General features: G+C 66.2%; 23 protein-coding genes. 16 read left to right on the forward strand and 7 right to left on the reverse strand.

Annotated elements, in window-relative coordinates:
• Positions 1-4: 4 nt before the first annotated feature.
• Positions 5-613, reverse strand: a complete 609-nt coding sequence (gene mog, locus GEV02_RS20205) for a molybdopterin adenylyltransferase (protein WP_152839750.1) — start codon at positions 611-613, stop codon at positions 5-7.
• Entirely contained in the window at positions 603-1211 is a 609-nt protein-coding gene (gene yjgA, locus GEV02_RS20210; protein ID WP_152839752.1) for a ribosome biogenesis factor YjgA, read from the reverse strand. The genes mog and yjgA overlap by 11 nt, the downstream gene beginning before the upstream one ends.
• Positions 1212-1305: 94 nt before the next feature.
• Here yjgA and pmbA point away from each other — a divergent pair, with 94 nt between their 5' ends.
• The gene (pmbA, locus tag GEV02_RS20215; protein WP_152839754.1) at positions 1306-2658 is read left to right on the forward strand and encodes a metalloprotease PmbA; all 1353 of its coding nucleotides are present in this window, start codon (positions 1306-1308) and stop codon (positions 2656-2658) included.
• A 53-nt stretch (positions 2659-2711) separates the two neighbouring features.
• On the opposite strand, the gene GEV02_RS20220 is transcribed toward pmbA, so the two are convergent.
• The 3 genes from GEV02_RS20220 to GEV02_RS20230 form a co-directional block, all read right to left on the reverse strand.
• Positions 2712-3863 carry an NHL repeat-containing protein gene (locus GEV02_RS20220; RefSeq protein WP_152839756.1) on the reverse strand — a complete coding sequence of 384 codons (1152 nt, stop codon included), beginning with the start codon at positions 3861-3863 and terminating at the stop codon, positions 2712-2714.
• Between the two features lie 88 nt (positions 3864-3951).
• Complete coding sequence (locus GEV02_RS20225) at positions 3952-5064, reverse strand: hypothetical protein (RefSeq protein ID WP_152839758.1); 1113 nt, start codon at positions 5062-5064, stop codon at positions 3952-3954.
• Between the two features lie 97 nt (positions 5065-5161).
• On the reverse strand, positions 5162-6292 hold the full coding sequence (locus tag GEV02_RS20230; protein ID WP_152839760.1) for a M14 family metallopeptidase: 1131 nt from the start codon (positions 6290-6292) through the stop codon (positions 5162-5164).
• A 152-nt stretch (positions 6293-6444) separates the two neighbouring features.
• On the opposite strand from GEV02_RS20230, the gene GEV02_RS20235 reads away from it, so the two are divergent.
• Positions 6445-6684 carry a DUF4160 domain-containing protein gene (locus GEV02_RS20235; protein ID WP_152839762.1) on the forward strand — a complete coding sequence of 80 codons (240 nt, stop codon included), beginning with the start codon at positions 6445-6447 and terminating at the stop codon, positions 6682-6684.
• The gene (locus tag GEV02_RS20240) at positions 6656-6940 is read left to right on the forward strand and encodes a DUF2442 domain-containing protein (RefSeq protein ID WP_152839764.1); all 285 of its coding nucleotides are present in this window, start codon (positions 6656-6658) and stop codon (positions 6938-6940) included. The genes GEV02_RS20235 and GEV02_RS20240 overlap by 29 nt, the downstream gene beginning before the upstream one ends.
• Here the strand turns inward: GEV02_RS20240 and paaX are convergent.
• Positions 6937-7866, reverse strand: coding sequence for a phenylacetic acid degradation operon negative regulatory protein PaaX (gene paaX, locus GEV02_RS20245; protein ID WP_152839766.1), 930 nt, complete (start codon positions 7864-7866; stop codon positions 6937-6939). The two genes, GEV02_RS20240 and paaX, sit on opposite strands and share 4 nt — an antisense overlap.
• 177 nt (positions 7867-8043) lie before the next feature.
• Here paaX and paaA point away from each other — a divergent pair, with 177 nt between their 5' ends.
• The 12 genes from paaA (at position 8044) to paaZ (ending at position 19984) form a co-directional block, all read left to right on the forward strand.
• The gene (gene paaA, locus GEV02_RS20250; protein WP_070359752.1) at positions 8044-9030 is read left to right on the forward strand and encodes a 1,2-phenylacetyl-CoA epoxidase subunit PaaA; all 987 of its coding nucleotides are present in this window, start codon (positions 8044-8046) and stop codon (positions 9028-9030) included.
• Between the two features lie 98 nt (positions 9031-9128).
• Positions 9129-9413 carry a 1,2-phenylacetyl-CoA epoxidase subunit PaaB gene (paaB, locus tag GEV02_RS20255; RefSeq protein ID WP_008452288.1) on the forward strand — a complete coding sequence of 95 codons (285 nt, stop codon included), beginning with the start codon at positions 9129-9131 and terminating at the stop codon, positions 9411-9413.
• Between the two features lie 12 nt (positions 9414-9425).
• The gene (gene paaC / locus GEV02_RS20260; protein WP_328595874.1) at positions 9426-10178 is read left to right on the forward strand and encodes a 1,2-phenylacetyl-CoA epoxidase subunit PaaC; all 753 of its coding nucleotides are present in this window, start codon (positions 9426-9428) and stop codon (positions 10176-10178) included.
• 13 nt (positions 10179-10191) lie between these two features.
• A complete protein-coding gene (gene paaD / locus GEV02_RS20265; RefSeq protein ID WP_152839768.1) occupies positions 10192-10782 on the forward strand; it encodes a 1,2-phenylacetyl-CoA epoxidase subunit PaaD in 591 nt (196 codons plus the stop codon).
• A 7-nt stretch (positions 10783-10789) separates the two neighbouring features.
• Positions 10790-11869, forward strand: coding sequence for a 1,2-phenylacetyl-CoA epoxidase subunit PaaE (gene paaE, locus GEV02_RS20270; protein WP_152839770.1), 1080 nt, complete (start codon positions 10790-10792; stop codon positions 11867-11869).
• Between the two features lie 22 nt (positions 11870-11891).
• Positions 11892-12683 carry a 2-(1,2-epoxy-1,2-dihydrophenyl)acetyl-CoA isomerase PaaG gene (gene paaG, locus GEV02_RS20275; protein WP_152839772.1) on the forward strand — a complete coding sequence of 264 codons (792 nt, stop codon included), beginning with the start codon at positions 11892-11894 and terminating at the stop codon, positions 12681-12683.
• A gap of 1 nt (position 12684) precedes the next feature.
• The gene (gene paaH, locus GEV02_RS20280) at positions 12685-14277 is read left to right on the forward strand and encodes a 3-hydroxyacyl-CoA dehydrogenase PaaH (protein ID WP_152839774.1); all 1593 of its coding nucleotides are present in this window, start codon (positions 12685-12687) and stop codon (positions 14275-14277) included.
• An 82-nt stretch (positions 14278-14359) separates the two neighbouring features.
• Positions 14360-14755 carry a hydroxyphenylacetyl-CoA thioesterase PaaI gene (gene paaI, locus GEV02_RS20285; RefSeq protein ID WP_235922859.1) on the forward strand — a complete coding sequence of 132 codons (396 nt, stop codon included), beginning with the start codon at positions 14360-14362 and terminating at the stop codon, positions 14753-14755.
• 13 nt (positions 14756-14768) lie between these two features.
• On the forward strand, positions 14769-16079 hold the full coding sequence (paaK, locus tag GEV02_RS20290; RefSeq protein ID WP_152839778.1) for a phenylacetate--CoA ligase PaaK: 1311 nt from the start codon (positions 14769-14771) through the stop codon (positions 16077-16079).
• A gap of 9 nt (positions 16080-16088) precedes the next feature.
• On the forward strand, positions 16089-17294 hold the full coding sequence (gene pcaF / locus GEV02_RS20295) for a 3-oxoadipyl-CoA thiolase (RefSeq protein WP_328595875.1): 1206 nt from the start codon (positions 16089-16091) through the stop codon (positions 17292-17294).
• A gap of 12 nt (positions 17295-17306) precedes the next feature.
• The gene (gene paaY / locus GEV02_RS20300) at positions 17307-17918 is read left to right on the forward strand and encodes a phenylacetic acid degradation protein PaaY (RefSeq protein WP_152806901.1); all 612 of its coding nucleotides are present in this window, start codon (positions 17307-17309) and stop codon (positions 17916-17918) included.
• Positions 17919-17938: 20 nt separating this feature from the next.
• Positions 17939-19984: a phenylacetic acid degradation bifunctional protein PaaZ gene (paaZ, locus tag GEV02_RS20305; RefSeq protein WP_152839780.1), complete on the forward strand. Its 2046-nt coding sequence runs from the start codon at positions 17939-17941 to the stop codon at positions 19982-19984.
• Positions 19985-20000: 16 nt separating this feature from the next.
• Here paaZ and GEV02_RS20310 read toward each other — a convergent pair whose 3' ends face one another.
• Positions 20001-20513 (reverse strand): MarR family winged helix-turn-helix transcriptional regulator, encoded by a 513-nt coding sequence (locus GEV02_RS20310; RefSeq protein ID WP_152839782.1) that lies wholly within the window; start codon positions 20511-20513, stop codon positions 20001-20003.
• Positions 20514-20591: 78 nt separating this feature from the next.
• Between GEV02_RS20310 and GEV02_RS20315 the strand changes: the two genes are divergently transcribed.
• Positions 20592-21464, forward strand: coding sequence for an EamA family transporter (locus GEV02_RS20315; RefSeq protein ID WP_152839784.1), 873 nt, complete (start codon positions 20592-20594; stop codon positions 21462-21464).

Below are 21464 nucleotides of genomic sequence, written 5' to 3' on the forward strand. Positions count from 1 at the left end.
GTCCTCAGGGTTGGGGGCGTAGCGCGGATTTGGGGCGGAAGGCCTTGCACACGGCCGGGTCGGTTTCCATGTAGGGACCGCCGATCAGGTCGACGCAATACGGCACGGCGGCGAAGATGCCGCCCACCAGCGTGGCGCCGTCGGCGTCCTTCAGGCCGCCCAGCGTTTCGGCGATGGCCTTGGGCTGGCCCGGCAGGTTCAGGATCAGCGCCGAGTGGTCGGCGATTTCGCGCAGCACGGCGGTCTGGCGCGACAGGATGGCGGTCGGCACGAAGTGCAGGCTGATCTGGCGCATCTGTTCGCCGAAACCGGGCATTTCGCGGGTGCCGACGGCGATGGTCGCCTCCGGCGTGACATCGCGCCGGGCCGGGCCGGTGCCGCCGGTGGTCAGCACCAGGTGGCAGCGGGCGGTGTCGACCAGCTCGGTCAGGGTGGCTTCGATCTGTGCCCGGTCGTCGGCGATCAGGCGGGTTTCAAGGCGATAGGGGGTGGTCAGGGCGCGCGCCAGCCAGTCCTGCAGGGCGGGTACGCCCAGGTCCTGGTAGACGCCGCCGCTGGCGCGGTCCGAGACCGACACCAGGCCGATGACCAGCGTGTCGCTGTTACTCGTCATCGGACTCGCTGTCTTCGTCTTGCTCGTCGCCGTCGGCGGCCGGCTTGTTCTTCTTGGCGTCGACCTGCTTGAGGATCTGGAAGATCTCGCGGTAAGCCTTAGGCGGCTTGTTCTCGGCCTGTTCCTTGCGGGCGTTGCGGATCAGGGTGCGCAGCTGCTGCACGTCCAGTTCCGGGTTTTCTTCCAGCAGGGTGGTCAGGGCCTTGTCGTCGGTCAGCAGCTTGTCGCGGCGACGCTCCAGCGCATGCATGGCGGCCGTTTCCGACTTGGAAGCGCCTTTCCAGCTGTCGATGGTCTTCTGGATCACGGCCACTTCGGCCTCGTCGAGGGTACGCATCTTCTTGCCGACGAATTGCATCTGGCGGCGGCGGCCCTCGTGGTTGGTGATGCTCTGGCAGGCGAGGATGGCGTCCATCACGTCTTCCGGCATCGGCACGCGCTTGACGCGGTCGCGCGGCGCCTCGACCAGGGTCTCGCCCATTTTCTGCAGGGCGTCGGACTGGCGTTTGAGCTCGGTTTTAGACGGGCGCTCGTACTCTTGTTCGAATTCGGTGGAACTGAAGCCGACGCCGCCGCTGCCGCGATTGGGATTTACCATAATATTAACTCTCTGTCAGGCGCGTGGCCGCACCTGTAAACTGTAAACGACTGCTATGATACCTGTTTTAGCGGCCACCCGAAGATTACAGCCCATGAGCGATACCCATTTTACCCACACCCAGGACCAGTTGAAGCAGCTCGCACGCGATGTGCTGGCGTTCGCCAAGGAGCAGGGCGGCACCGATTGCGCCGTCGAAATCAGCGAAGGCAGCGGCCTGTCGGTGTCGGTACGCAAGAGCAAGATCGAGACCATCGAGCAAAACAAGGACAAGGGCATGGGGGTGACGGTGTTCATCGGCCAGCGCCGCGGCAACGCCAGCACGTCGGACTTTTCGCCGGCCGCGCTGAAGGCGACCGTGGAAGCGGCCTACAACATCGCCCGCTTCACCTCGGACGACGATTGCGCCGGCCTGGCCGACGCCGACCAGCTGGAACTGGCGCCACGCGACCTGCAACTGTTTTATCCGTGGGACATCAGCACCGCCGACGCGGTGGCGCTGGCCCAGCGCGCCGAGGCGGCCGGCTTCGAGGTCGACCCGCGCGTGACCAATTCCGAAGGCGCCGGCGTGCATGTGCAGCAGTCGCACTTCGTGTCGGCCAACTCGCGCGGCTTCATCGGCGGCTATCCGTACTCGCGCCACACGCTGTCGGTGGCCATGATCGCCGGCAAGGGTTCGAAGATGCAGCGCGACGACTGGTACACCTCGGTGCGCGACGCCAAGAAGATGTCGTCGCCGGAAGCGATCGGGCGCTACGCCGCCGAGCGCGCGCTGGCCCGCCTGAACGCGCGCACCATCGACACCCGCACCTGCCCGGTGCTGTTCGAAGCGCCGCTGGCGGCCGGCCTGCTGGGCGCCTTCGTGCAGGCGACCTCGGGCGGCGCGCTGTACCGCAAGTCCAGCTTCCTGCTCGATTCGCTGGGCAAGCAGGTGCTGCCGAAACATATACAGATCAAGGAAGACCCGCATGTGGTCGGCGGCGTCGGCTCGGCGCCGTTCGATGAAGAGGGCGTGCGCACCGTCAAGCGCGATGTGGTCAAGGATGGCGTGGTGCAGGGTTATTTCCTGTCGACCTATTCGGCCCGCAAGCTGGGCATGAAGACCACCGGCAACGCCGGCGGCTCGCACAACCTGTCGCTGACGTCGTCGCTGACCAGGAAGGGCGACGACTTCGCCGCCATGCTGCGCAAGATGGGCACCGGCCTGCTGGTGACCGAGCTGATGGGCCAGGGCACCAACTATGTGACCGGCGATTACTCGCGCGGCGCGTCGGGCTACTGGGTCGAGAACGGCGTGATCCAGTATCCGGTGGAAGAGATCACCATCGCCGGCAATATGAAGGACATGCTGGCGCAGATCGTCGCCGTCGGCGCGGACGTGCTGGTGCGCGGCACCAAGCAGACCGGCTCCATCCTGATCGAGAACATGGTGGTGGCCGGCGGCTAAGTCTTGCCGCGCTGCCGACCGCTACCGCAACGGCCGCCTTAGGGCGGCCGTTTTTATTTCAGCGTCAGTTTTTGCACGGCATTGTGCGACAGCAGCGCCAGGCTGGACGGCGTCAGCAAGGCGCCGGCGTAGAGGCCGTCCGTGCCGCTGAGCGTGACGCCGGTGGCATAGGTGCTGACTTGGCCGTTGCCATCGATTTTGCGGATGGCGTCGTTGGCGGTGTCGATCACGTAGAGGCTGCCGTCGGCGGCGCGCATCAGATCGGTGGGGCGGCCGGGAACGGCAGGCGTCGTGATGCCGACGCCAAAGTTCGGCGTGCCCTTGCCGAAGCGGGCCACGGCGCTGGCGCCATCGGCCGGTCCGGAGCTATCGGGCTGGCCCGCCAGCGTGGTGACCTGGCCACCCGGCGCATAGCGGCGCACGGCGTAGGCATCGAGGGCGTAGAGTGCGCCGTCAGCGCCGGCACGCAGGGCGCCGAGGCGGGCGAAGCGGGCTTTCGTTCCCAGCCCGTCCTTGGCGGCATGGGCGCAGAACTGATCGCCGTCGTGTTCGCCGGTAAGGTCGCAACCGCCGGCGACGGTGGTGACACGGCCATCGGCGCCAATCTGGCGCAGCGCCAGATCGCTCGCCGCGTACAGCGTTCCGTCGCTGGCGACGGCCAGGCCGGTAATCTTGCCGAAGGCGAAGGTCGCCGTGCCGGACGGGCCGTCGATGCCGCCTGGCGCCTTGCGGCTCCACGTGGCGGCGCGCATGACCGTGCTGACCTGGCGTTGCGGACTGATTTTGCGGATGGTCAGGCCGATCTGCTCGTTCTGGTCGGCGACGTAGAGATTGCCGGCGGCATCGAGCGCCAGCCAGCTTGGCCCGATGAAGCTGGCGTGGGCGGCGTCGCCGTCGGTGCTGTCGATGACATAGGGTTGGCCGGCATACACGCTGGTGACGCCCTGGGCGTTGATGGCCAGGATGACGCCGCGTTTTTGGTCGGACACGTACAGGTTGCCGGCGCCGTCGGCCACCATCGCGGCGGGTGCGTCAAACAAGGTGGTGCGATCATTGGCCGCCGTGCTGGGCGTTCCGACGAAGTTTTGCAGCAGCGGCGCGGCTGGCGTTGGCGGCGTACCGGCGTTGCCTCCGCTCCCGCCACCACAAGCGCCTAGCAGGGCCAATGCCCAGACGGTGGTCAGTTGGCGGGAGTGTCGGAGCAAGTGGTGGGATCGCATGTGTGTCGAGGTGTGGGGTTGATTATCCAATCGTCAATGTTAGCATGTTGAGTATGTTTCTGGTTTCGTCCCCTTACTCAGCCCGACAGTGCGTGCTCGACGGCACTCCACACGCGATCAGGCGGCCGACATCCGGGTTGGTGAGGTAGTTCTCGTGAGCGTAGTCGGGGCGCTCCAGCAGGCCGAAGTAGGTGGGCGCGTTGGAGACCAGGATGTTGTAGACGGCGACGCCCTGGGCCGCATATTTTTCCGTCTGCAGCGTGTACGACAGCAGGTCGCTGGGATCGGTGAACGCCACCAGCGTCAGGCGCTGGTCGGCCGCCGTCGTTCCCTCGCGCGCCGAGCGCTGTTGCAGCAGCTGTTGCAGGCTGTCCGGCGCGGCGGGCGCCAGCAGCGACGTGGCGATCTGCTGGTCGGCCAGCGACAGCAGGGGAATCTGGTTGGACGCCATCATCAGCAGGCGCAGGCGGTCCACCGCCTGTTGCGCCACCAGCGCCGCGCGCGAGCCGGGCGCTTCCGCCGACATGCGCAGCAGGGTGTCGAACAGGATCTTGCTGCCCATGCTGTGCGAAATCACCACCAGCGGCACGTTGGGCGCGCTGTCGCCGTTGCCCAGCACTTGCAGGATGGCGTCGCGCATGCGGCGCTGCATGTCGTCGCGCGCCACGCCCTGGTAGACCAGCGCGTCGGACAGGCAGTCGTCGACCAGGCCATCCTTGAAGCGGGCGTTGAGGCTGGCGCGGGTGGGCGTGAACGGCGGCGCGCCGTCGCAGATGGACGATTTGTTGGTCTGGTCGTAGCACAGCTGGCGCTTGAGCTCGGTGGTCAGCGGCGACCAGATCAGCGCGTCGAAACGCAGCCGGCCGGCGGGTGTGTCGGCGGTGGACGAGACGATCTGCACCTGCGGGCCGACAGCGGCCTTGAGCGTGGCAGGGCTGGCGGCGGCGCCCAGCGATTGCATCAGCTGGCCCACCACCACGCCGGCCCAGCTGGCGTCGTGGGTGCAGATGCCGTGCACCAGCAGCACGTCGGCGGTCTTGCCGTTGGCGCGGGCGGCCAGGTCGATCAGGCCGGGGAAGGTGGTGCCCGCGTCCAGCATCTGCGGCGGGCGATAGGGCGTGCTACAGGCGCACAACATCAGCACAATCAGCAACAGTGCGCGGCGTATCCAAGTCAGGGTATGCATGCTGAACCTCCGGAAGCGGCGCGTGGGTGCGCCGGTGAGGTCCAGTGTATTTTTCCCTGCGGCGGCGATATTGTCGCGCCGCAGGGAAGGGTTCAGCTTATTGCTGTGCCAGCAGCGATTGCAGAACTGGCTGCAACACCGCCTTGCCCAGCTCGGCGCTGCGGGCGCCGTTCCAGCCGGTGTCCGGGTCCGGATCGTTGGCGTTGTCCTTGAACGGCATCTCCAGCGTCAGCGACAGGCAGCCGAAGGCGTGGGTGATGTGCGGCGAGCCCATGGTCAGGGTTTCGTCGGTGTACGGCGTTTCGCCGTAGCCGTAGTCATCCTGGAAGTCCGGGCTGGCGATCAGGAAATTGTCGATGAAGTATTGCTGCGCTTCTTCCTGGTCCGGCGTGAAGGTCGGCAGCGATTCGCTGCCTGCCACGAACACGTACGGCAAGCCTTCGTCGCCGTGGATGTCCAGGCACAGATCGCAGCCGATTTCCAGCATCTTGTTCTTGACCAGGAACACTTCCGGGCTGCGTTCCATGGTTGGGTTCAGCCACTCGCGGTTCAGGTTGGCGCCGGCGGCGTTGGTGCGCAGGTTGCCGCGTACCGAGCCGTCCGGGTTCATGTTCGGCACGACGTAGAACACGGCTTCCTTCAGGCACTGGCGGCCGAAGGGATTGGCCGGGTCCAGCAGCGCTTCGACCATGCCTTCAACAAACCATTCGGCCATCGTCTCGCCCGGGTGCTGGCGGGCGATGACCCAGACTTTCTGTTCCGCTTCAGGATCGCCGATGACCAGCATGTTCAGGTCGCGGCCATCGATGGTATTGCCCAGGTCGACCAGCTTGACCAGCGGCGACAGTTGAGCGTTGTCCAGCAGCGACAGGTGGCGTTCCCACGAGTACGGCTCGAAATAGGCGTAGTAGACGCTGTCGTATTCCGGCGTGTGGTTGATGGTCATCACCTTGCCGTCATAGGTGGTCGGCACGCGGAACCAGTTGTCGCGGTCGTAGCTGGCGACGGCCTGGTAGTCTTTCCAGCCATCCGGATAGGCGGCGGTGCCGGCGTTGAGGAAGCGCAGCGCCAGCGGCGTGCCTTGCGCGCCCTGGACGCGGAAGTAAAACCATTGGGTGATGTCGGCGTGCGAGTCCTTACGGATGTTCAGGTCGATGGCGGCCGGATCGTCGGCACGCAAGACCTCGATGGCACCGGCGTCGAATTGCTGGCTGATTTTGATAGACATGGCGGAATCCCGGTAAATTCTATGTGAGAAGTTGGTGTGCACTTGTGGCGCAGTGCCGACATGATACAGGCTCGCGGCCAGCCTGCGCCAGCGCAATGCCCGCCATGCCGGCTTTGCTAAGTTGAGGAGGCTGCCGCAGGAGTACAATCCCCATGACCCCCACGCTGTTTCGCCAGGCCGGCTTTCGGTACTTCTTTTTCTCGCGCGAGGAAACCCGGATGCACGTTCACGTGTCTCACCCGGATGGCACGGCGAAATTCTGGCTGGAGCCGGAGGTCGCGCTGGCATGGCACACAGGCTTGTCCGCGCAACAGCTGCATACGGCGGCTCGCTTCGTCGCCGCGCACCAACAGGAGATGCAAAATGTCTGGCGCACCTATTTCACGCGTTGAGCGTCCGTTCGAGGTTCGTATCATCGACATCGCCGCGCACGGCTTCTGGGTCGATCTGGGTAACGAAAAGCTGTATGTCGCCTACGCGGATTTTCCCTGGTTCGCCGGCGCCACGCTGGCGCAACTGAACGATGTGCAACGTCCCAGCACCGATCACCTGTACTGGCCGACGCTGGATATCGATCTGTCGGTCGCCTCGCTGCGCGATCCTGCGGCGTTCCCGCTAGTCGCCACAGTGATGCCTGCCAGGCCCTAGGTCAGGCCGCCGAAGCGGTCGAAGAAGGCGGGTTCGGCGGCGGGGGCGGCGGGGTCTTCGCGGCGCAGGGTGGCGTCGATGTGTTGTTCTGCCGCGGCGTAGACGGCCAGGTAGATGCTGCGCGCCAGCTCGTAGGCCAGCGCGCCCGGCCACGGCGTCGGCAGCAGCTCGACCGGCAGTTGCGGATCGTGCAGCTGCACCCGGCGGTAAGCGTGGATCAGCAAGGTCCGCACCACGAAGGCTTGCTGCGGCGTCACCGCGTCATTACTCGAAGCGGCCGACTTCAGCGCCGCCAGCAGCGGCTCGAACTGCGCGATGAACTGGTCATAGCCCTGGGCCACGCCGCTCACGTCCCAGCCGTCGGCCACCAGCTCGCTCAGCGGCCGTCCGCATACCTGGCGCATGGTCTTGCCCTGCACCACGAACAGCTTGCCCGCCACCCCCAGCCGTTTGAGCAGCTCGTCCAGCGCCGGCCCGTCGGCCGCCGGATGGCCCATGATGCCGGGCGCGATCACGCTATAGCCTTCCCATAGCAACTCCTTGCGCACCGCGCTGCGCTCGGCCGCGTCGAGCGCGCCGTCGCCGTTGAGGATCAGCGTCCAGCTGCCATCCCAGTGCACATTGAGCGGCGCGTAGATGCGGCGGTAGGCGTGTACGAAGCGCGCCATCGCCGGCGGCGTGATCGCATACGAACTGCGGCGGCCGTCGCGCTGGGCGCCCAGCCAGCCCTCCTGCGCCAGCCGGAACACGGCGGTGCGCAGCAGCCGGTCGTTGACGCCGAACGGCGCCAGCAACTCGATCAGGCTGCCCAGCCACACCATGCCGCCGTGCGGCACGATGGCGTCACCGAAGATCGTCACCACCAGCGACTTCGAACGGGGCGGGTCGCTGGCCAGGAAATCGGCTATCCAGTCGTTGCAATTCATGAGCAGGAATCTCTTTCTATACACACAAACAAGAGTTTACTTTGCCTGACCATCGGCGCAGCATTTATTTCGTGACTCTTGCCGATGGGATACTGTTTTATGATCTGAGTCAAAAAAAACGTAGTCAAACAAAAATATGTATCGTATTATCCATCAACTAGCGATGAGGAGACAGCGATGTATGCACAAATGGTGGACACGGGCCTGAGCACGGTCCGCACGGCGGACGACATGGCCGCCGACGAGCGCGCCTTCCAGGCCCGCATCGATGATGGCGTCAAGATCGAGGCCAAGGACTGGATGCCGGACGCCTATCGCAAGACGCTGATACGGCAGATCTCCCAGCACGCCCACTCGGAAATCGTTGGCCAGCTGCCCGAGGGGAACTGGGTCACGCGCGCGCCGACGCTGAAGCGCAAATCCATCCTGCTGGCCAAGATCCAGGACGAGGCCGGCCACGGCCTGTACCTGTACAGCGCCGCCGAAACGCTGGGCGTCTCCCGCGACGAGCTGCTGGCCGCCCTGCACAGCGGCAAGGCCAAGTACTCCAGCATCTTCAACTATCCAACGTTGTCGTGGGCCGACATGGGCGCGATCGGCTGGCTGGTGGACGGCTCGGCCATCATCAACCAGATCCCGCTGTGCCGCTGCTCCTACGGCCCCTACGCGCGCGCCATGATCCGCGTCTGCAAGGAAGAATCCTTCCACGCCCGCCAGGGCTACGACATCATGATGGCGCTGGCCAAAGGCACGCCCGAGCAGAAGGCCATGGCCCAGGATGCGCTGAACCGCTGGTGGTGGCCGTCACTGATGATGTTCGGCCCGTCCGACGCGGAATCGGTCAACAGCGCACAGTCGGCGCAGTGGCGCATCAAGCTGTTCTCCAACGACGAGCTGCGCCAGCGCATGGTCGACCAGACCGTGCCGCAGGCCGAGTACCTGGGCCTGACCGTGCCCGATCCGGATCTGAAGTTCAACGCAGAAACCGGCCACTACGAATTCGGCGCCATCGACTGGAGCGAGTTCCACAACGTATTGAAGGGCAACGGCCCGTGCAACCGCGAGCGCCTGCGCACCCGCGTCAAGGCCTGGGAAGACGGCGCCTGGTTCCGCGAAGCGCTGGTCGCGCATGCCGACAAACACGCCACCGCCAAGGCAGCCTGACCATCGACGTCACTCCCGCGCAAGCGGGAGTCCATGCCGATTGCGAGCCGCCTGCGTACTATGGATTCCCGCCTGCGCGGGAACGACAAGGAGATGATATGAGCAAAGAATGGCCACTGTGGGAAGTCTTCATCCGCAGCCAGCACGGGCTGGCGCACAAACACGTCGGCAGCCTGCACGCGCCGGACGCCGAAATGGCGGTCAACAACGCGCGCGATGTCTACACCCGCCGCAATGAAGGCGTCAGCATCTGGGTGGTGCGCGCGGCGGACATCGTCGCCAGCAGCCCTGGCGACAAGGGCGCGCTGTTCGAGCCTGCCAACAGCAAGGTGTATCGCCATCCGACCTTCTTCCCGATGCCGGAAGAAGTCAAGAACCTGTAAGCGGAGCACACCGTGCAAAACAAGGTAAATTATTTACTGCGCTTGGGCGACAACGCCCTGATCCTGAGCCAGCAGCTGTCGCAGCTGTGCGGCAGAGGGCCGGCGCTGGAAGAGGACATGGCGCTGACCAACGTCGCGCTGGACCTGCTGGGCCAGACCCGCCTGTGGTACGAGTACGCGGGCGAGCTGGAAGGCGCAGGCCGCGATGAAGACAAGCTGGCCTACCACCGCGACGCCCACGACTTCAAGAACTGCCTGCTGATGGAGCAACCGAACGGCAACTACGCCGACACCATGGTGCGCCAGTTCTTCTTCGACGCCTGGCACTACTTCCTGATCGTCGGCCTGACGCGCAGCAGCGATGCCCGCATCGCCGCCATCGCCGAGAAATCGCTGAAGGAAGTGACCTACCACCTGCGTCGCAGCGGCGACTTGATCGTGCGTCTGGGCGACGGCACGGAAGTCAGCCACGCCAAGACCCAGGCCGCCGTCAACGAACTGTGGATGTACAGCGGCGAAGTGTTCGCCTACGACGCGGTCGACGATGCGATGGTGGCCGAAGGCGTAGCCCCGGCCGCCGACGGCCTGCGCACGCAATGGCTGGCGCATGTGGCCGAGATCCTGGCCGAAGCCACGCTAACCATGCCGCCAGCCGACGCCTGGATGCAGAAGGGCGGCAAGCAAGGCCGCCACAGCGAGCACCTGGGCTACATCCTGGCCGAGATGCAGTTCCTGCAGCGCGCCTATCCCGGCGCCACCTGGTAACAGCGAGCCCGCCATGACAGCCTCCGCCATCACCCCCAGCCGCGAAACCGTCATTCCCGCGAAAGCGGGAATCCATGCCGAGCAAATCTGGGCCTGGCTGGGCGAGGTCTCCGACCCCGAAATCCCGGTCATCTCCATCGTCGACCTGGGCATCGTGCGCGACGTGCAGCTGGCTGCCGATGGCGCGTGCACCGTCACCATCACGCCGACCTATTCCGGCTGCCCAGCCATGCAGGTCATCGCCGACGCCATCACCGACGCGCTGCACGCACACGGCCTGCAAGACGTGCGCCTGCAAAACCAGCTCTCCCCAGCCTGGACCACCGACTGGATGAGCGAAGCGGGCAAGGCCAAGCTGCAAGGCTACGGCATCGCCCCGCCGGCGCAGCAGGTGATCGACATCAGCGGCCTGCGGGCCGGCGTTGGCGCGGACGGCGCACTGGCCGCCATCTCCCGCCGCGCCCAGCCGCGCCTGACGGTGGCATGCCCCAACTGCGGCTCGCGCCACACCGAAATCACCAGCCAGTTTGGCTCCACTCCGTGCAAGGCCTTGTACAAATGCCTGGATTGCCGCGAGCCCTTCGACTACTTCAAGTGCCACTAAAAAGATCATGAGCAAATTCCACCCGCTGACCGTCTCGCAAGTGCGCAACGAAACGCGCGACACCATCGCCGTCACCTTCGCCGTGCCGCCCGAGCTGCAAGACAGCTTCACCTTCCAGCAAGGCCAGCACCTGACGCTGCGCGCACAGATCGGCGACGAAGACGTGCGCCGCTCGTACTCGATCTGCTCCGCCGTGCACGACGGCGCGCTGCGCGTGGCCATCAAGCGCACGCAGGGCGGCCTGTTCTCCAGCTGGGCCAACGACACCATCAAACCCGGCGTCACGCTGGAGGTGATGCCGCCGATGGGCCACTTCAACGTGCCGCTGGACGCCGCCAACCGCAAGCACTACCTGGCCTTCGCCGCCGGCAGCGGCATCACGCCCATCCTGTCCATCATCAAGACCACGCTGGCGGCCGAGCCGCACAGCCGCTTCACGCTCTTCTACGGCAACCGCGCCTCGTCGTCGGTGATCTTCAAGGACGAACTGTCCGACCTGAAGGACACCTACATGGAGCGCCTCAAGCTGGCCTACGTGATGAGCCGCGAGCAGCAGGACATCGAGCTGTTCAACGGCCGCATCACCAAGGACAAGGCGGCGCAGTTCCTCAAGTACTGGGTGCGCCCCGAAGACATCGACGTCGCCTTCATCTGCGGCCCGGAAGACATGATGCACGGCGTCTCCGAAGCGTTGCAGGAAGCCGGCGTGGCGAAGTCGCAGATCAAGATCGAGTTGTTCGCCGCCAGCATCCCCAAGCACCAGCACAAGCCGCGCGCCGTTGATCCGCAGGCGGGCCGCCACGAAACCGAAGTCACCGTCATCATGGACGGCAACGCCACCAGCTTCACCATGGACCAGGACAAGGAATCGCTGCTCGACGCCGGCCTCAAAGCCGGCATCGACATGCGCTACTCCTGCAAGGGCGGCGTATGCTCGACCTGCCGCTGCAAGCTGCTCGAAGGCCAGGTCGACATGGACGTCAACTACGCGCTGGAAGACTACGAGATCGCACGCGGCTATGTGCTGAGCTGCCAGAGCTTCCCCATCACCGACAAGGTCGTCATCGATTTCGACCAGGCCGAATAAAAAACATCCCACCGGAGACGCCATGAACTACGAGAACATCCTCTTCGACATCACCGACGGCGTTGCCACGCTGACGCTGAACCGCCCCGATAAACTCAACAGCTTCACCCAGGCCATGCACGACGAAGTGCGCCACGCCATGCACAAGATCAGCCACGACAAGAGCGTGCGCGTGATGGTGCTGACCGGCGCCGGCCGCGGCTTCTGCGCCGGCCAGGATCTGTCGGACCGCGCGGTGGAGCCGGGCGCCCGTCCGGTCGACCTGGGCGACTCGGTGGAAAAGAACTACGCCCCGCTGGTGCTGGCGCTGCGCGCCTTGCCGATGCCGGTGATCTGCGCCGTCAACGGCGTGGCCGCCGGCGCGGGCGCCAACATCGCGCTGGCTTGCGACATCGTGCTGGCCGCAAAATCCGCATCCTTCGTCGAAGTGTTCTGCAAACTGGGCCTGATCCCCGACACCGGTGGCACCTACTTCCTGCCACGCCTGGTGGGCAGCGCGCGCGCCATGGGCCTGGCCATGCTGGGCGATAAGCTCAGCGCGGAGAAGGCCGAATCCTGGGGCCTGATCTGGAAGGCTGTGCCGGACGAGGAACTGGCCGCCGAAACGCAGGCCATGGCCCGCCACTTCGCCACCGCGCCGACCAAGGGCCTGGCCTTCACCAAACAAGCCTTGCATTGCAGTCCGCACCACTCGCTGCAACAGCAACTGGCGCTGGAATGCGAAATGATGAGCGAACTGGGTCGCAGCGACGACTATCGCGAAGGCGTGGCCGCGTTCATGGAAAAACGCGCACCGCAGTTCAAGGGGAAATAAGATGGCCGCACTCCACACCGACCGCGCCATCGCCGTCATCGGCAGCGGCGCCATGGGCGCGGGCATCGCGCAGGTGGCAGCCGTCGCCGGCTACACCGTCAAGCTGCTCGACACGCGTCCGGAAGCCGTGGCCAAGGCCATCTCCGACATCGCCGCTGCGCTGAACAAGCTGGTGGCCAAGGAGCGCATGAGCGCCATCGATTGCGCCGCCGCCATCGCCCGGCTGCAGGCGGCTGTCGCGCTGAGCGATGTCGCCGATGCTGCGCTGGTGGTGGAAGCCATCGTCGAGAACCTCGACGTCAAGCGCGGCCTGTTCGCCGATCTGGAAGCCATAGTGGCCGACGACTGCATCCTCGCCACCAATACCTCATCGATCTCCGTCACCGCCATCGCCGCCAGGCTGCGCGTGCCGGCGCGGCTGGTCGGCATGCACTTCTTCAATCCGGTGCCTTTGATGGCGCTGGTGGAAGTGATCAGCGGCCTGGCCACCGATGCCGCCGTCGCGCAGACCGTGTACGACACCGCCGCCGCCTGGGGCAAGCAGCCGGTGCATGCCAAGTCCACGCCGGGCTTCATCGTCAACCGGGTGGCGCGGCCGTTCTACGCCGAAGGCTGGCGTCTGCTGAACGAGCAGGCCGCCGACGCCGCCACCATCGACGCCGTCATGCGCGACTGCGGCGGCTTCCGCATGGGGCCATTCGAGCTGATGGACCTGATCGGCCACGATGTCAATTTCTCGGTGACGCAATCGGTGTTCGGCGCGTATTTCAACGATCCGCGCTTTACGCCGTCGGTGCTGCAACAGGAGATGGTCAACGCTGGTTTCCTCGGCCGCAAATCGGGCCGTGGTTTTTACCGCTACGACGATGCCGCCGCCGCAGCGCCGCAGCCGCAAGCCGAAGCCGCGCAGCCGAAGCCGGAATTCGCCAGCTACACCATTGAACCGGGTGCTGCGGTCGGGCCGTCGCACGCCATCGGCGGCGCCGTCAGCGATGCGCTGGCGGCACGCCTGCGCGCGTCCGGCATCAACGTCTCGCACCGCAAGACGCCGGAAGCGCGCAGCCACGCTCCGGGCAACGACGATGCGCCGGCCTTCCACTGCAACGGCGCCGCCGTCTATCTGACCGACGGCCGCAGCGCCACCCAGCGCGCGGTCGACAGCCATCATGCGGACACGGTGCTGTTCGACCTGGCGCTGGACTACGCGACCGCCAAGCGCATCGCCGTCAGCCGCTCGGACCAGTGCTCGGCAGAGGCTTACAACTCAGTGGTCGGCCTGTTCCAGTCGGCCGGCTTCACCGTCACCCGCCTGGACGACGTGCCCGGCATGGCTGTCATGCGTACCGTCGCCATGCTGGCCAATGAGGCGGCGGACGCCGTCAATCAAGGCGTTTGCAGCGCGGCCGGCGCCGACCTCGCCATGCAGAAGGGCGTCAACTATCCGCGTGGGCCGCTGGCCTGGGCCGACGCGGTGGGCATCGGCCAGATCGTCGCCGTGCTGTCCAACCTGGCCGCCGGTTATGGCGAGGACCGCTACCGCGTGTCGCCGCTGCTGCGCCGCAAGCTGGCAGCGGGAGGGCGCTTCCATGACTAAGGCCGCAACGCTGGCCGCCGCGCTGGCGCCGCAGCACAGCGCCGAAGAAGCACTGGCGTTGGCGCAGGCCGTCGGTGCGGCCATGTATGCGAACGACCCTGCCTCGCAAGGCCTGGGCATCAAGATCGACGCCATCGCGCCCGGCTACGCCAGCATGTCGATGCCGGTGCGCGCGGACATGTTGAACGGCCATGGCAGCTGCCACGGCGGCTTCATCTTCGCGCTGGCCGACAGCGCCTTCGCCTTCGCCTGCAACAGCCACAATATGACCACCGTGGGCGCGGGCTGCACCATCGACTACCTCGCGCCCGGCCGCCTGCACGACGTGCTGACCGCCGTCGCGCAGGAGCAGGCGCTGGCCGGCAAGAGCGGCATCTACGACGTCAAGGTCAGCAACCAGGACGGCCGCGTGGTCGCCCTGTTCCGAGGTAAGTCGCACCGCGTCAGCGGCCATATCGTACCGCCGCAAGCCGAGTAAAGAGGAGACACCGATGGTCCAACGCATCCCGGAGCCGTCCGATCTGGAGCCGATCGAACGCGCCAGCAAGGACGAGCTGCAAGCACTGCAACTGCAACGCATGAAATGGTCGCTTAAGCACGCCTACGACAACGTGCCGCACTACCGCGCCGCCTTCGACGCCGCCGGTGTCCATCCCGACGACCTGCATACGCTGGCCGACCTGGCCAAGTTCCCCTTCACCGGCAAGAAGGAGCTGCGCGACAACTACCCCTTCGGCATGTTCGCCGTGCCTCAGGACCGCGTGGTGCGCGTGCACGCCTCCAGCGGAACCACCGGCAAGCCGACCGTGGTGGGCTACACGCAGAACGACATCGACACCTGGGCCAACGTGGTGGCGCGCTCGATCCGCGCCGCGGGTGGCCGCCGTGGCGACATGGTCCACATCTCCTACGGCTACGGCCTGTTCACCGGCGGCCTCGGTGCGCACTACGGCGCCGAGCGTTTGGGCTGCACGGTGATCCCGATGTCGGGCGGCCAGACCGAAAAGCAGGTGCAGCTGATCCAGGACTTCAAGCCGTCCATCATCATGGTCACGCCGTCGTACATGTTGAACATCATCGAGGAATTCCATCGCCAGGGCCTGGACCCTGCCGCCAGTTCGCTCAAGGTCGGCATCTTCGGCGCCGAGCCGTGGACTGATGCCATGCGCAAGGAAATCGAACAACGCGCTGGCATCGACGCGGTCGATATCTACGGCCTGTCCGAAGTGATGGGGCCGGGCGTCGCCAGCGAGTGCATCGAGAGCAAGGATGGCCCGGTCATCTGGGAAGACCATTTCTACCCCGAGATCATCGACCCAGACACCGGCGAAGTGCTGCCCGACGGGGAAGAGGGCGAGCTGGTATTCACCTCGCTGAGCAAGGAAGCGCTGCCCATCATCCGCTACCGCACGCGTGACCTCACGCGGCTGCTGCCGGCCACGTCGCGCTCCATGCGCCGCATTGGCAAGATCACCGGCCGCTCGGACGACATGCTCATCATCCGCGGTGTGAACGTCTTCCCGACGCAGATCGAAGAACTGATCTGCAAGATGCCGAAGCTGGCGCCGCAATACCAGCTGGTTATCTCGCGCGACGGCCATCTCGACAAGCTGGACGTGCTGGCTGAGCTGCGGCCCGAAACGCCTGCCAGCGAAACCGAGGCACTGGCACGCGAACTGGAACACCACATCAAAACCTATGTCGGCGTCACCACCAAGGTGCGCCTGCTGGCCCCCAACGGCATCGAGCGCACATTGACGGGCAAGGCCCGCCGTGTGGTGGACCAGCGCCCTAAAACTTAAGGAGATTCCGTGAACGACGCTTTCATCTGTGACGCCATCCGCACCCCATTCGGCCGCTACGGCGGAGCCCTCGGCGGCGTGCGCGCCGACGACCTGGCAGCGCTGCCCATCGCCGCGCTGATCGCCCGCAATCCCGGCGTGGACTGGGCCAAGGTCGATGACGTCTATTACGGCTGCGCCAACGGCGCCGGTGAAGACAACCGCAACGTCGGCCGCATGGCGGCGCTGCTGGCCGGCCTGCCGGTCGATGTACCCGCCAACACCATCAACCGCCTGTGCGGCTCCAGCCTGGACGCCGTCGGCATCGCCGCGCGCTCCATCAAGGCCGGCGAAGCGCAGCTGGTGATAGCAGGCGGCGTTGAAAGCATGACCCGCGCTCCCTTCGTCATGGGTAAGGCCGACAGCGCGTTCTCGCGTGCCGCCAAGATCGAGGACACCACCATCGGCTGGCGCTTCGTCAACCCGCTGATGAAGGCCAAGTACGGCATCGACAGCATGCCGGAGACGGCCGAAAACGTCGCCCAGGAATTCGGCATCAGTCGCGCCGACCAGGATGCGTTCGCGGTGCGCAGCCAGCAGCGCTGGGCCACCGCCCATGCGGCCGGCGTGTTCAAGGATGAAATCGTGCCGGTCACGTTGGTGCAAAAAAAAGGCGATCCGAAGATCGTCGATACCGACGAGCATCCGCGTCCGGACACCACGGTCGAGATGCTGGCCAAGCTGAAAGGCGTGGTCAAGCCGGATGGCAGCGTCACCGCCGGTAACGCCTCGGGCGTCAACGACGGCGCGTGCGCGATCCTGCTGGCGTCTGCCGCCGCCGCCGAGCAGTACGGCCTGCGCAAGCGCGCCCGCGTGCTGGGCATGGCCACCGCCGGCCTGGCGCCGCGCATCATGGGCTTCGGTCCATCGCCGGCGTCGAAGAAGGTGCTGGCGCAGGTCGGCCTGAGCATCGAGCAGATGGACGTGATCGAATTGAATGAAGCCTTTGCGGCACAGGGCCTGGCCGTCACGCGTGATCTCGGCCTGGCCGACGACGCGGCGCACGTCAACCCGAACGGCGGCGCCATCGCCATCGGCCATCCGCTGGGCGCATCCGGCGCGCGGCTGGTGCTGGCGGCGCTGAACCAGTTGGAGCGTACCGGCGGCCGCTACGCGCTGTGCACCATGTGCATCGGCGTCGGCCAGGGCATCGCCCTCGTCATCGAACGCGTGTAAGCGGGCACCATCATGGTCAAGGTCTACGAAATCAACGGCGTCACCCCGGTGGTCCACCCGACCGCCTACGTGCATCCCAGCGCGGTGCTGATCGGCGACGTCATCGTCGGCCCGCGCTGCTATATCGGTCCGCTGGCCGCGCTGCGCGGCGACTTCGGCCGGCTGATCCTGGAAGAGGGCGCGAACCTGCAAGACACCTGCGTCATGCACGGCTTCCCCGGCGCCGACACGGTGGTCGAACGCGACGGCCATATCGGCCATGGCGCGGTGCTGCACGGCTGCCGCATTGGCCGCAACGCGCTGGTCGGCATGAACAGCGTGGTGATGGACAACGCCGTCATCGGCGCCGACAGCATCGTCGCCGCGATGAGCTTCGTCCGCGCCGGCATGGAAGTACCGCCGCGCAGTCTGGTGGTCGGCACGCCGGCCAAGGTGGCGCGCGAACTGCGCGACGACGAGATCAAATGGAAGACCGAGGGCACCGGCCAGTATCAGGAACTGGCGGTGCGCTCCATGAACACCATGCGCGAAGTGGAAGCGCTGACCGCAGTGGAACCGGACCGCAAGCGCGTCGAGTGGGAAAGCTCGCTGCCGCTGCACCTGCATAAAAACGCCCAAGCATAACGAATCGAACGGAGATAAAGATGGCATCAACCCTGCAAAGCTGGATCGGCGGCCGATGGATAGGCGCCGAAGCATCGGCGCCGCTTCACAGCGCCTTGAACAACTCGGTGATCTACCACACCCACGCCGAGAAGATCGACTTCGACGAAGCCGTCACCTACGCCCGCAAGACCGGCGTGCCGGCGCTGATGAAGCTGGACTTCCAGCAGCGCGCCGCGCGCCTGAAGGCGCTGGCGTTGTACCTGGCCAGCCGCAAGGAAGAGCTGTACGCGATCTCGCACCTGACCGGCGCCACCCGCGCCGACAGCTGGGTCGACATCGAAGGCGGCACCGGCACGCTGTTCGCTTACGCCAGCATGGGCAGCCGCGAGCTGCCGTCGTCCAACGTGCTGCACGAAGGCCCGGCCATGGCGCTGGGTAAGAACGGCGGCTTCTCCGGCACCCACATCCTGGTGCCGCGCGGCGGTCTGGCGGTGCACATCAACGCCTTCAACTTCCCGATCTGGGGCCTGCTGGAGAAGTTCGCCCCCAGCTTCCTGGCCGCCATGCCATGCATCGGCAAGCCGGCATCCGCCACCAGCTACCTGACTGAAGCCGTGGTACGCATGATGCACGATTCCGGCCTGCTGCCGGAAGGCGCGCTGCAACTGGTCATCGGCAGTACCGGCGACCTGTTGGACCGCCTGGGCGGCGCCGACGTCGTCACCTTCACCGGTTCCGCCGACACCGCCGCCAAGCTGCGCACCAACCGCAACCTGATCGCCAACTCGGTGCCGTTCACCGCCGAAGCGGACTCGCTCAACTGCGCCATCCTGGCGCCGGATGTCACGCCGGATGATGTCGAATTCGACCTGTTCGTCAAGGAGGTGGCGCGCGAGATGACCGGCAAGGCCGGCCAGAAATGCACTGCCATCCGCCGCATCATCGTGCCGGAAAATATGGTGGACGCCGTCGGCACGCGCCTGCGCGAGCGCCTGGCCAAGGTCAGCGTCGGCGATCCGTCGGTGGAGGGCGTGCGCATGGGCGCGCTGGCCTCCAAGGACCAGCAGCGCGATGTGGCGGAGCGGGTCGAACTGCTCGCGCGCGGCAACGAGGTGCTGTTCAGTGAGCGCGACGGCTTCAAGCTGATTGGCGACGGCGTCGCCAACGGCTCCTTCTTCTCGCCGACGCTGCTGCTGTGCCGCGACGGCATGCGCAACGACGCCGTGCACGACATCGAAGCCTTCGGCCCGGTCAGCACCATCATCAGCTACAACGGCATCGACGAAGCGCTGGCCCTGGCCGCGCGCGGCAAAGGCTCGCTGGTCTCAACGCTGGTGACGAAGGATCCGGCCACCGCCGCCTACGCGGTGCCGATGGCGGCCGCCTCGCATGGCCGCGTGCTGATACTGGAGCGCGAAGCTTCGGTCGACTCCACCGGCCACGGCTCGCCGCTGCCGCAGCTGAAGCACGGCGGCCCTGGCCGCGCAGGCGGTGGCGAAGAACTGGGCGGTATCCGCGCGGTGCGCCACTTCCTGCAACGCGCTGCGGTACAAGGCTCGCCGACGATGCTGGCCGCCGTCACCGGCGAGTACGTGCGCGGCGCCAAGGTGCAGGAAAGTGAAGTGCACCCGTTCCGCCGCTACTTCGAGGACCTGAAGATGGGCGACTCGCTGCTGACGCACCGCCGCACCGTGACCGAGGCGGACATCGTCAACTTCGGCGGCGTCTCCGGCGACTACTTCTACATGCACTTCGACGATATCGCCGCCAAGGACACGCAGTTCGGCAAGCGCATCGCGCACGGCTACTTCGTGCTGTCGGCAGCGGCGGGGCTGTTCGTCTCGCCGGCGCCTGGTCCGGTGCTGGCCAACTACGGCCTGGACAACCTGCGTTTCATCACGCCGGTGGCCATCGGCGACACCATCCGCGCGCGCCTGACCTGCAAGCGCAAAGTGGACCGCAACCGCACCGACGACAAAGGCGTCGGCCAGGGCGTGGTCGCGTGGGATGTGCAAGTGACCAACCAGAACGACGAACTGGTGGCCAGCTACGACATCCTGACGCTGGTGATGAAGCGCGCCTGAAAGCTGTCGCTGGCGGTTACTGGTTCGCCGGTTCCAGCGCCGCCAGCAGTTTAATCAGTCCGCTGTCCAGCAGCGCGAGTTCTGCTGGGTTCAGGGGCGACAGTATCTCGCGTTCGTTGTCGACGTGCGCGGCCACCGCGCGCTCGATCAGTTCCAGCCCGGCCGGGGTTAGCCGCACCAGCAGGCTGCGGGCGTCGGCGGGGTTGGGCATCCGCTCGACCAACGCGCTCGCCTCCAGCCGCTGCAGCCGGTGAGTCATCGTGCCGGAGGTGATCATCATCGCCGAAAACAGCGCGGTCGGCGCCAGGCAGTAGGGCGCACCGGAGCGCCTGAGCGTCGCCAGCACATCGAATTCCCACGCACCCATTCCAAATTCGGCAAAGGTCGCGTCCAGCCTGCGTTGCAGCAGCGCGGCGCAGCGCTTCAGCCGTCCTATCGTCGCCATGCTCGCCACGTCCAGGTCGGGACGCTCCCGGCGCCATTGCGCCACGATGGTGTCCACGGCATCCATCGCTCTTTCATTCGACATCGCACACTCCAATTTATCTTGACATCAAGATTGTTTTTGATCAGACTTCCATTTTATCTTGAAGTCGAGACAAATGCCATGAGCGAGAAAAGCACGACATCGTCCCTGATCACCACGCTGACCACCGCGCTGGCGCCGGCCATCTGGGGATCGACCTATATCGTCACTACCCAGCTGCTGCCGCCGGACCGGCCTTTCATCGCGGCGCTGCTGCGCACCCTGCCGGCCGGCGTGCTGCTGCTGATTTTTGTTGGACGCCTGCCGCCGCGCGCCGAATGGGGGCGGCTGGTGGTCCTGTCGGCGTTGAATATCGGCTTTTTCCAGGCGCTGTTGTTCATCGCGGCCTACCGCCTGCCCGGTGGCTTGGCGGCGGTGGTCGGCGCGATCCAGCCCCTGCTGGTCATGGGCCTGGCCTGGCTGCTGGAGCGGCGTCCGCCGGCGCGGCTGGCCGTGGGCGCCGGCGTGATGGGCGTGCTGGGGATGGCGGTGCTGCTGCTCTCGCCCGGCGCGGCCTGGGACGCGGCCGGCATCGTGGCGGCGCTGGCCGGTGCGGCCTGCATGGCGGCCGGCACTTATCTGACGCGCCGCTGGCGCAGCGAACTGCCGGTGCTGGCCCTGACCGGCTGGCAGCTGCTGCTTGGTGGCCTGATGCTCGCGCCGCTGGCCGTGCTGGTCGATCCACCGCTGCCGGCGCTCGGCGCGGTGCAGGTGCTGGGCTATGCCTACCTGTCGTTGGCCGGTGCGCTGCTGGCCTATGCCCTGTGGTTCCGCGGGATCGCCCGCTTGTCGCCGGTGGCGGTGTCCTCGCTGGGGCTATTGAGCCCTTTGGTCGCGGTGGTGCTGGGCTGGGCCCTGCTCGGGCAGGCGATGAGCGGCCTGTCGCTGGCCGGATTGGCCACGGTGCTGGCCAGCATCCTGGCGGTGCAGCGGGCCTCCGCGCAGCGCCGCTGA

Source organism: Rugamonas aquatica, from assembly GCF_009380215.1.
In the GTDB taxonomy this organism is placed as follows: domain Bacteria; phylum Pseudomonadota; class Gammaproteobacteria; order Burkholderiales; family Burkholderiaceae_D; genus Rugamonas; species Rugamonas aquatica_B.

Excerpts from the sequence above, each read along its gene's own strand:
- mog (WP_152839750.1), bottom strand. The coding sequence starts at position 613 with ATGACGAGTAACAGCGACACGCTGGTCATCGGCCTGGTGTCGGTCTCG.
- yjgA (WP_152839752.1), bottom strand. The coding sequence starts at position 1,211 with ATGGTAAATCCCAATCGCGGCAGCGGCGGCGTCGGCTTCAGTTCCACC.
- pmbA (WP_152839754.1), top strand. The coding sequence starts at position 1,306 with ATGAGCGATACCCATTTTACCCACACCCAGGACCAGTTGAAGCAGCTC.
- GEV02_RS20225 (WP_152839758.1), bottom strand. The coding sequence starts at position 5,064 with ATGCATACCCTGACTTGGATACGCCGCGCACTGTTGCTGATTGTGCTG.
- GEV02_RS20230 (WP_152839760.1), bottom strand. The coding sequence starts at position 6,292 with ATGTCTATCAAAATCAGCCAGCAATTCGACGCCGGTGCCATCGAGGTC.
- GEV02_RS20235 (WP_152839762.1), top strand. The coding sequence starts at position 6,445 with ATGACCCCCACGCTGTTTCGCCAGGCCGGCTTTCGGTACTTCTTTTTC.
- GEV02_RS20240 (WP_152839764.1), top strand. The coding sequence starts at position 6,656 with ATGTCTGGCGCACCTATTTCACGCGTTGAGCGTCCGTTCGAGGTTCGT.
- paaX (WP_152839766.1), bottom strand. The coding sequence starts at position 7,866 with ATGAATTGCAACGACTGGATAGCCGATTTCCTGGCCAGCGACCCGCCC.
- paaA (WP_070359752.1), top strand. The coding sequence starts at position 8,044 with ATGTATGCACAAATGGTGGACACGGGCCTGAGCACGGTCCGCACGGCG.
- paaB (WP_008452288.1), top strand. The coding sequence starts at position 9,129 with ATGAGCAAAGAATGGCCACTGTGGGAAGTCTTCATCCGCAGCCAGCAC.
- paaD (WP_152839768.1), top strand. The coding sequence starts at position 10,192 with ATGACAGCCTCCGCCATCACCCCCAGCCGCGAAACCGTCATTCCCGCG.
- paaE (WP_152839770.1), top strand. The coding sequence starts at position 10,790 with ATGAGCAAATTCCACCCGCTGACCGTCTCGCAAGTGCGCAACGAAACG.
- paaG (WP_152839772.1), top strand. The coding sequence starts at position 11,892 with ATGAACTACGAGAACATCCTCTTCGACATCACCGACGGCGTTGCCACG.
- paaH (WP_152839774.1), top strand. The coding sequence starts at position 12,685 with ATGGCCGCACTCCACACCGACCGCGCCATCGCCGTCATCGGCAGCGGC.
- paaI (WP_235922859.1), top strand. The coding sequence starts at position 14,360 with ATGTATGCGAACGACCCTGCCTCGCAAGGCCTGGGCATCAAGATCGAC.
- paaK (WP_152839778.1), top strand. The coding sequence starts at position 14,769 with ATGGTCCAACGCATCCCGGAGCCGTCCGATCTGGAGCCGATCGAACGC.
- paaY (WP_152806901.1), top strand. The coding sequence starts at position 17,307 with ATGGTCAAGGTCTACGAAATCAACGGCGTCACCCCGGTGGTCCACCCG.
- paaZ (WP_152839780.1), top strand. The coding sequence starts at position 17,939 with ATGGCATCAACCCTGCAAAGCTGGATCGGCGGCCGATGGATAGGCGCC.
- GEV02_RS20310 (WP_152839782.1), bottom strand. The coding sequence starts at position 20,513 with ATGTCGAATGAAAGAGCGATGGATGCCGTGGACACCATCGTGGCGCAA.
- GEV02_RS20315 (WP_152839784.1), top strand. The coding sequence starts at position 20,592 with ATGAGCGAGAAAAGCACGACATCGTCCCTGATCACCACGCTGACCACC.